Origin of the sequence: Mesorhizobium sp. M7A.F.Ca.US.006.04.2.1, from assembly GCF_004022915.1 — a bacterium.
Lineage (GTDB): Bacteria > Pseudomonadota > Alphaproteobacteria > Rhizobiales > Rhizobiaceae > Mesorhizobium > Mesorhizobium ciceri.
Window position 1 is genome coordinate 1 of the sequence record NZ_RZQA01000200.1, and the last position, 8,204, is coordinate 8,204.

At 60.6% G+C, this 8,204-nt stretch carries 6 protein-coding genes; 3 read left to right on the forward strand and 3 right to left on the reverse strand.

What is annotated here, in order from left to right; genetic code table 11:
• Positions 1-47 precede the first annotated feature (47 nt).
• The gene (lepA, locus tag EN925_RS13205; RefSeq protein ID WP_063169622.1) at positions 48-1,853 is read left to right on the forward strand and encodes a translation elongation factor 4; all 1,806 of its coding nucleotides are present in this window, start codon (positions 48-50) and stop codon (positions 1,851-1,853) included.
• 1,525 nt (positions 1,854-3,378) lie between these two features.
• Here the strand turns inward: lepA and EN925_RS13215 are convergent.
• Positions 3,379-4,284: a DNA-processing protein DprA gene (locus tag EN925_RS13215; RefSeq protein ID WP_127370024.1), complete on the reverse strand. Its 906-nt coding sequence runs from the start codon at positions 4,282-4,284 to the stop codon at positions 3,379-3,381.
• Between the two features lie 299 nt (positions 4,285-4,583).
• Between EN925_RS13215 and EN925_RS40685 the strand changes: the two genes are divergently transcribed.
• Both EN925_RS40685 and EN925_RS40690 read left to right on the forward strand, forming a co-directional pair.
• Positions 4,584-4,769 carry a hypothetical protein gene (locus EN925_RS40685; RefSeq protein WP_127370025.1) on the forward strand — a complete coding sequence of 62 codons (186 nt, stop codon included), beginning with the start codon at positions 4,584-4,586 and terminating at the stop codon, positions 4,767-4,769.
• A gap of 41 nt (positions 4,770-4,810) precedes the next feature.
• Positions 4,811-5,095 carry a hypothetical protein gene (locus EN925_RS40690; RefSeq protein WP_127370026.1) on the forward strand — a complete coding sequence of 95 codons (285 nt, stop codon included), beginning with the start codon at positions 4,811-4,813 and terminating at the stop codon, positions 5,093-5,095.
• Between the two features lie 512 nt (positions 5,096-5,607).
• Here the strand turns inward: EN925_RS40690 and EN925_RS13230 are convergent.
• Positions 5,608-7,248, reverse strand: a complete 1,641-nt coding sequence (locus tag EN925_RS13230) for an ABC transporter substrate-binding protein (RefSeq protein WP_127369490.1) — start codon at positions 7,246-7,248, stop codon at positions 5,608-5,610.
• 508 nt (positions 7,249-7,756) lie between these two features.
• The coding region (locus EN925_RS13235; protein ID WP_164894195.1) for an alpha/beta hydrolase at positions 7,757-8,204 on the reverse strand (448 nt) is incomplete at its 5' end.

The following is an 8,204-nucleotide window of genomic DNA, read 5'->3' on the forward strand; positions in this document are numbered from 1 at the left end:
AAGGCGCACAGCTTGCTCGGGCAAGCCACCCCTGCTAAACGCGCGCCATGAGCACGCCCCTCGACCACATCCGCAATTTCTCCATCGTCGCCCATATCGACCATGGCAAATCCACGCTTGCCGACAGGCTGATCCAGCTGACCGGCGGGCTGGAGCTGCGCGACATGAAGGAGCAGGTGCTGGACTCGATGGACATCGAGCGCGAGCGCGGCATCACCATCAAGGCGCAGACGGTGCGGCTGAAGTACCGCGCCAACAATGGCGAGGACTATATCCTCAATTTGATCGATACGCCCGGCCATGTCGACTTCGCCTATGAAGTGTCGCGGTCGCTGGCCGCCTGCGAGGGCTCGCTGCTGGTCGTCGATGCCTCCCAGGGCGTCGAGGCGCAGACGCTGGCCAATGTCTACCAGGCGATCGACAACAACCACGAGATCGTCGTGGTGCTGAACAAGGTCGACCTGCCGGCCGCCGAGCCCGAGCGCATCCGCGAGCAGGTCGAGGAGGTGATCGGCATCGACGCCTCCAACGCCGTGCTGATCTCGGCCAAGACCGGCCTTGGCATTCCGGACGTCCTGGAGGCCATCGTCCACCAATTGCCGCCGCCGCGCGAAGGCGACGCCACGGCGCCCCTGAAGGCGATGCTGGTCGACTCCTGGTACGACGCCTATCTCGGCGTCATCGTGCTGGTGCGCGTCATCGACGGCGTGCTGAAGAAGGGCCAGACCATCCGCATGATGGGCACCGGCGCCAAATATCTGGTCGAGCGCACCGGCGTGTTCACGCCGGCGCGCATCAATGTCGACGAGCTCGGCCCCGGCGAGTTCGGCTTCTTCACCGGCTCGATCAAGGAAGTGGCCGACACCCGCGTCGGCGACACCATCACCGAGGACAAGCGCGCCACTGCCAAGGCGCTGCCCGGCTTCAAGCCGGCGCAGCCGGTGGTGTTCTGCGGCCTGTTCCCGGTCGACGCCGCCGATTTCGAGGATCTGCGCGCCGCGGTCGGCAAATTGCGCCTCAACGACGCCAGCTTCTCCTTTGAGATGGAGACCAGCGCAGCGCTCGGCTTCGGCTATCGCTGCGGCTTCCTTGGCCTCTTACATCTCGAAATCATCCAGGAGCGGCTGGAGCGCGAGTTCAACCTCGACCTGATCGCCACGGCACCGAGCGTCGTTTATCGGCTGGCTCTGACCGACGGCTCGATGAAGGAACTGCACAACCCGGCCGACATGCCCGACGTGGTGAAGATCTCGGCGATCGAGGAGCCGTGGATCCGCGCCACCATATTGACCCCCGACGACTATCTCGGCGGTATCCTGAAGCTCTGCCAGGACCGGCGCGGCATCCAGGCCGACCTGTCCTATGTCGGCAAGCGCGCCATGCTGATCTACGACCTGCCGCTCAACGAGGTCGTCTTCGATTTCTACGACCGGCTGAAGTCGATCTCCAAGGGCTACGCCTCCTTCGACTATCACCTGACCGACTACCGCGAGGGCGACCTGGTGAAGATGTCGATCCTGGTCAATGAGGAGCCGGTCGATGCGCTTTCCATGCTGGTGCACCGCACGGCGGCGGAAAAGCGCGGCCGGCAGATGTGCGAGAAGCTGAAGGAGCTGATCCCGAACCACCTGTTCAAGATCCCGATCCAGGCCGCGATCGGCGGCAAGGTCATCGCCCGGGAAACCATCTCGGCGCTGCGCAAGGACGTCACCGCCAAATGCTACGGCGGCGACGTCTCGCGCAAACGCAAGCTGCTGGATAAGCAGAAAGAAGGCAAGAAGCGGATGCGGCAGTTCGGCAAGGTCGATATTCCGCAGGAGGCGTTTATCCAGGCGCTGAAGATGGGCGATTGAGAAGCCGGTTGGTGCGCGCAGCGCGCCAAGTCATCGATCCGGTGGATCGATGGCAGGCTTCGAAAGCGGGGGAGCTGCCGGAGGCAGCGGGCCCCCCGCCAGCGCGGCGCTGACGCTGCGCGGTGGAGAATATTCTCCGGGAGGTGGGGTGGGGTGTTCGCCGGGCGCAGGCGGAGGCTCTCCCAAATCCGCAGTAATTTCTCGAAAAATGCCATCGATATTCGCGAAGATCAGCCGACCTAATTCGACAACGTCCGATGCGTCGCCCAGACGAATAAAACGCATGGTTCGCAGGCATAGCACCGCAATGTCATCGGGCGAATTGTTCGCTGTTTGATAAACAGGCGGGAATGAGGATAGAACGGCTCGGGCCAATCTTGGCTCTAGGCGCGGCGAAGCAGTATTCCAAACATGTAGGGCGACAGACTGGCTTCCGACTCGGAGGCCAAAATTCGGTGTGAACTTAACCGAAAAGATTTCGCTCGGGCTTCGCACGGTAGTTGGCGGGAACTCCAAAATCGCGCCCAGGTTAAGAGCTCTCCAAGCCTCCAACTGCTGTAGGCCAAGTTGAGCGGATCGTCTCTCTGGCTCTTGTACAAACTCTCTAACGACTCTCCAGCCATCAGACGTTGGCAGAGTCGGCGGAGGCTACTGTGAAAATCATAGCCTCCCCCTCGTGGCGTAAATCTTCGACGCAGCTCCGTCCGTTGCGGTCGGTCGTGTCATATGTAAAATTCTTAAGAAAGCAGAAATTCCGAACGCTGGCATTGAGACACCTTCGCGGATTTCGATTCGCAATCACTAATATATACGAAGATTCCTATTTTGTTCTCTCATTTAACATGCCAATCGCTAAAGGGTGAATATGGCATAGTTAGAATCGGAGAGTCGTGGCTTTCGATCACTCGGCTAGGGTGTCAAACAGCGAAGGCTGGTCGTCATCATGGACAACGCGGGCGAGGAACACTCCCTTTATCGGGACGTGCGGGTAAGCCTCATGGAGAAGTGCCTGTGCCGCCTTAAAAGAAGCTCCCCTTGCGATCACATCATCAAATATTGCAATCGTATCGACGCTCTGGGGCAGGTTAACAGTTTGGAATGCCCAGCCCGCCTTCAAACTTGCGGGTCTGGTCGATTACTAGTATCATGAGCCGCAACGCGTTCTTCAATTTGTTTTATACAATTAATAATTATCGCGCCAGCTCCAAAACTTCGAGTTATCAGTCGCAAAAGTCTATCGTCATAAGCTGGGTGGCTGACGGGCTTACTGCACGGAACAGGGCACCAAGCAATCTTTGACAAGCGATCCGTTAGCACTGCGCTACGAAGTTTTTCTGCCCAATAGTCAGTTGACCGCGCCTTATGTTTATAGCGATGGACATTCTCATCGCGGATTGCAGGGCTCATTTTAAAGTTTAAGATGTGGTTGTTCGTCTCGGACTTATAACCCCCGTGCGCGGTATACTCCCCCAGATAAAGGATATAGTCATCTTTCTCTAGGAAGCCATGCTCCCCGCGTGTCAGATCATCGATCTTTGTAAAGCGCGCTGACATTTGCCAAAATATCTTCAATACCAGAAACTCGGATCGCGCCTAGTTCCTCGAACCTGTGGGGCCACGTTATATCGGATCTATGAAAACAGCTTTCAAGAATTAATAGCGGTCGACCTTGTGCTAAAGCCGCTCGCGCTTGCGTGAGTGTTCCAGATGTTTCCCCAGCTTCAACAATAACAGTTGCATCCGTCAAAGCACTCATCGTTATGTTCCGCTCTGGGAAAAAGGTTCGCGTCTTATTCAAGGGCATAGCCTTGTATGCCACAACCGGAACCTGCGATATCAAAAGGTTCTCTCGGGCTATCTTCTCATGAATACCCCTATTTTCTCTCGGATAAGCCGTAGAAATTGGAGTTCCCACTACTGCAATTGTGGGGAATTTCAGAGATATGGCTGTTTCATGGACAATTGCATCGATCCCTTTCGCCAGCCCGGAGACCGGAATAATTTTGTCAGAAATCAGCCCCTGGACTATTCGGCGGGTCTGCAAAATACCTTCATCGCTTGGCTCACGAGTGCCCACCACTGCAATAGAAGGCTGTTCTGAGAGCGCCCAATAGCCTTGATAATAAAGCAGTTCGATAGGATGTTTCGCTACACGAATTTTGTTGGGATATTCGCCGGCGCCGTGAATCCTGACACCATACGGAGCAGAGCTAAATTTCCGTATTTGTTCATCTGCTAGTTCGGCATATTTGACTGCTGTGGGATATGGGACGAAATCAGAGGGAACAGAAAAGGGGACACCGCCGAACCTGTCGGCAATCGACTTAAATGATGCCCCATGGTCCAGCCAAAGGGCCTCATACGCACCCATTTCCAACCAAGGAGAAATGGGGTCGGAAGACTTAAGATCGAATTGCGTAGCTGCGGTCATGTTGCCTATTTAGGGCTGCATCGGCAGATGTTCGACTGGAATTGCGTCAAGGCGCATTTTGGAACAAAACAGGAACTTACACAAGAGACTTTATTGCCGAGCATTTGCAATCGGTTACGTCGTATCCTAATCGGGAATTGCCGGGGAAAACGCCTCCCCTTGTAGCAGGGAAGCCCTGTCGTACAGGCGGCGAGAATACTTGGCCGTCCGCTCCATTCCCCTTCTCCGATGTCCGCCCGTCACCTATTGTAAACGCCCCGCCCTGTCGTATCCTCTCTCCCGGCTTGGGGAGACATCACATGCGTTCCACTCTAGACACCGTCGCCGCGATCGGCCTCGCCATCGGCGGTGCCTTCGGCCTTGCCGGCACCTTCGTCGCCAGCGCCCCACTTCGCGAAACACTCTGGACGATCGACGGTGCCGCACTGGTGGTCGCCACCGCGCTGTTGACGATGAAATACCAGCGGCTGGCAATGACTGCATAGCCGCGGGCTTCCTGACCTTCCTGGCCGGAGAGACCCTGCTGATGGCGGGCAATGCGGCGGGGCTGGAGGCCAGCGTGCCCTCCTATGTCGGCGGCATCTCGCTTTGGGCGGCGGCACTGGTCATGGTCAGCGTGCCCAGGACATTTGCCCTGTGGATGCGGCTCACCGCGCTGGTGGCGGCCGTGCTGTTTGTCGTCTCGGCTTGCATGATCCTCTGGGGGGCGCCCTTGCTGCCGACCTCGGCACCGCTGCCCGCCGCGGGCTATCCGTTCCTGGTGCTGACCTTTGTCGGCTGGATCTGGACGCTGCTGAAGCCGGCCCGGTGAGGCTTTGTCCGCTTGCGTACCAAACGTCCGGCCTGGTTGATCGGGCATCGGCGGGGCGGTAAAAAATCCGGGCGGCGGACCCAGGTTCGCCAGTGGCCGGCGCGGGCTCAGGCAACTGCCTCACCGGCATTCGCGCCGGCCATTTTCAACCCGTCAGATGATCGCAGCGATCCACCGGCTAGCCCTGCACTTGAAGGGGCGCTGACGCTTCTGACCTTCTCCCCTTGTGGGAGAAGGTGGATCGGCGCGCAGCGCCGAGACGGATGAGGGGTGCGTGACGGAGTGAGGCGGTGAAGGTTCTGCTCTGGTTCAGGGCGTTTACTGTTGGCGTATCGCCAAGCTGGAACACCCCTCATCCGTCTTGCCGCTGCGCGGCAATCCACCTTCTCCCACAAGGGGAGAAGGTTAGAAATGCCGGCGCATCACCGTCGCCCGGCCCTTCGCAGGCTCAGAGCGTTCGAGGCTCGTAAAGCCAAGCAATTGGCTTTACGTCCGCTAGCGCGGACCGCCTCTCAACTCTCAATCCACACCTTCTCAAAGTGCTGCTCCAGCGCCTGGTGCTGTTCGCAGCCTTCGACGCCTTTGCGGTAGGTGCGGTAGACCGAGCGCCAGTAGGGTTGGATGATGATGCCTGAATCGCGCAAATTCTGCTCGATCTTGCCCATGATCTCCTTGCGCGCCTTGGCGTCGGGTGTCGCCAGTGCCTTGTCGAGCAGCGTGTCGAACTCGGGATTGGCGTAGGCGCTCTCGTTCCAGGCGGCGCCGGATTTATACGCCAGCGCCAGCACCTGGACGCCGAGCGGGCGGCCGAGCCATTCGGTGCAGGAGAAGGGGTATTTGCTCCAGTCGTTCCAGAAGGTGGCGGCCGGCAGCACGGTGCGCTTGATCTTCAGGCCGGCCTCGCGCATCTGCGCGCCGATGGCGTCGCCGGTGCTCTTTTGCCATTCGACGTCGACGGAGATGAGCTCGAACTCGTGGTCTGATTTGCCGGCCTCGGCCAACAGCTTCTTCGACTGCTCGACGTCACGCTTCGCCGGGCCGATATCGGCATATTCGGGGTGCATGGGGCCGACATGGTGGTTGTCGGCGGGCTTGCCGCGGCCGCCGAGGCCGAGCGCCAGCACGGCGGCATTGTCGACGGCGAGCTGGGCGGCGCGGCGCACCTTGACGTCGTCATAGGGCGCGTTGGCGACATTGAAGCGGGCGACGATGGTCGAACCGGTGGCGATCTCGGAATTCATCAGCCCCATCGTCTCGGTCTGCGAGACGGCATCGGAAGCGGTCTCGTGGTCGGTGTCGATCTCGCCGGATTCGAAGGCCGAGAGCATGGCGTTGGGGTCGGAGCCGTAGTCGACCCATTTGATGCCGTCCAAGTAGAATTCGCCCTTCCACCAGGGCTTGTCTTTGCGCTTCACCTCGGCACCGGTCTCGGCATCCCAGCTGACCAGCTCGCAGGGACCGGTGGTGATGGCCAGCGCCTTCAGGGGATCGCCGTCGCCCTCATAGGAGCGGTGCATGATCAGTGCGGGATAGTCGGCCATGCCGGCGATCAGCGAGATGTCGGACTTGGGCAGGTTCAGCTTGATGGTGAAGTCATCGACCTTTTCGATGCCGCCATCGACGACCTTCTTGGTGTCGGCATTGACCAGCGCGCCCATGCGCGCGGCGACCGAATTGCCCGGCACGGAAGCGTCGCACCAGCGGGTGAGGTTGTGGATTACATCGTCGGCGTTGAAGGCATCGCCGTTCGACCAGGAGATGCCCTTGCGCACGTGCAGGGTCAGCGTCCTGGCGTCGTCGCTCGCCTCCCAGCTTTCGAGCAGCCAGGGCTCGAAGGAGAAGTCGGTGTTCCAGCGCACCAGATATTCGTTGCAGTGGCGCGCGACATTCGACATCTCCACGCCGTCGAAGGTGCGCGGGTCCTTGAAACCCTTGACGTTCATGGCGACGCGCAGGACGCCGCCCTTCTTGGGTTCCGCCGCGCGGGCAGGGATGGTGCCAAGTCCGCCCAGCGCCAGCGCCCCGGCGGCGCTGACGCCGAGCCCGGCCATCAGCGCCAGATATTCGCGGCGGTTGATGCCGCCGGCCTTGAAATCGTCGGCCACGGGTTTGGCTTGCGGGTGGAGTTTGCGGTCGGTCAGCATGAATTTCATCGTCGTTCCCCTGTTGTTGATGCATGCCGCCCAAAAGTGCCCAGCGGTTTTGGGACAATGGCATGCACAGAAAAATCGCCCCGGCCGATCGACAGGCGCGGGGGCGGACGCGACCGCCGGGGCGCCGTTGCCTGAGGGGGAATGATAAGGCTGGGTGACGCTAGGGAGTGTTCGGTTTTCCGCAGTGATTGTGCGGGGTTCCGCGGGGGGAGTCGGCGATTGGCGTATGCGTTGGACGATGGCGCGGCGCGAATCTCCCTCCTTGAGGGGGAGATGTCGCCGAAGGCGACAGAGGGGGTCGGTACGACGGGACTCGACCTCCTATGTTCCATTGTTGAAAAGAGGATGCCGGCGCTTCACGCGAGACGCCCCCTCACCCAGCCTCCGCTTCGCTCGGCTGACCTCTCCCCGAGGGGAGAGGAGACTTGCAGCGCCGGCGCTTCTCTCTTCTCCCCAGCGGGGAGAAGGTGGCCGCGAAGCGGCCGGATGAGGGGGGCCTTCGCCACGTTCAATACGGCCACTCGCCCCTGCCCAGCGCGCCAACCGCGCCGACAATCCGCGCAAACGCTTCCGCGGCTGCCGGCACCGTGGTGCGGGCACGCAGGAAGCTGTGCACCAGCCTCGGCTCTTCGTGCCACCACGCCTTGCCGCCGGCGGCCACAATGCGGTCGCGGTAGGTCTCGCCATCCGAGGACAGCGGGTCGCATTCGGCGGTGACGATCACCGTCGGCGGCAGGCCGGTGAAATCCTTGTCGCGCAGCGGCGCAAAAGTCGGATCGTCCAGCGATTGGCGCCTGGCCGAGCGGACGTCGCGGTAGAAGGCGACGTCGGTCACCGACAGCAGCGGCGCGTCGGCGTGTTCGATGTAGGAGCCGGCACGCTCGTCGCCGCCGAGCTCGGGGTAGATCAGCACCTGGCCGATCGCAGCGCTGGCGTGCCGGCGCGTCGCCTGCGCC

Excerpts from the sequence above, each read along its gene's own strand:
- lepA (WP_063169622.1), top strand. The coding sequence starts at position 48 with ATGAGCACGCCCCTCGACCACATCCGCAATTTCTCCATCGTCGCCCAT.
- EN925_RS13215 (WP_127370024.1), bottom strand. The coding sequence starts at position 4,284 with ATGACCGCAGCTACGCAATTCGATCTTAAGTCTTCCGACCCCATTTCT.
- EN925_RS40685 (WP_127370025.1), top strand. The coding sequence starts at position 4,584 with ATGCGTTCCACTCTAGACACCGTCGCCGCGATCGGCCTCGCCATCGGC.
- EN925_RS40690 (WP_127370026.1), top strand. The coding sequence starts at position 4,811 with ATGGCGGGCAATGCGGCGGGGCTGGAGGCCAGCGTGCCCTCCTATGTC.
- EN925_RS13230 (WP_127369490.1), bottom strand. The coding sequence starts at position 7,248 with ATGAAATTCATGCTGACCGACCGCAAACTCCACCCGCAAGCCAAACCC.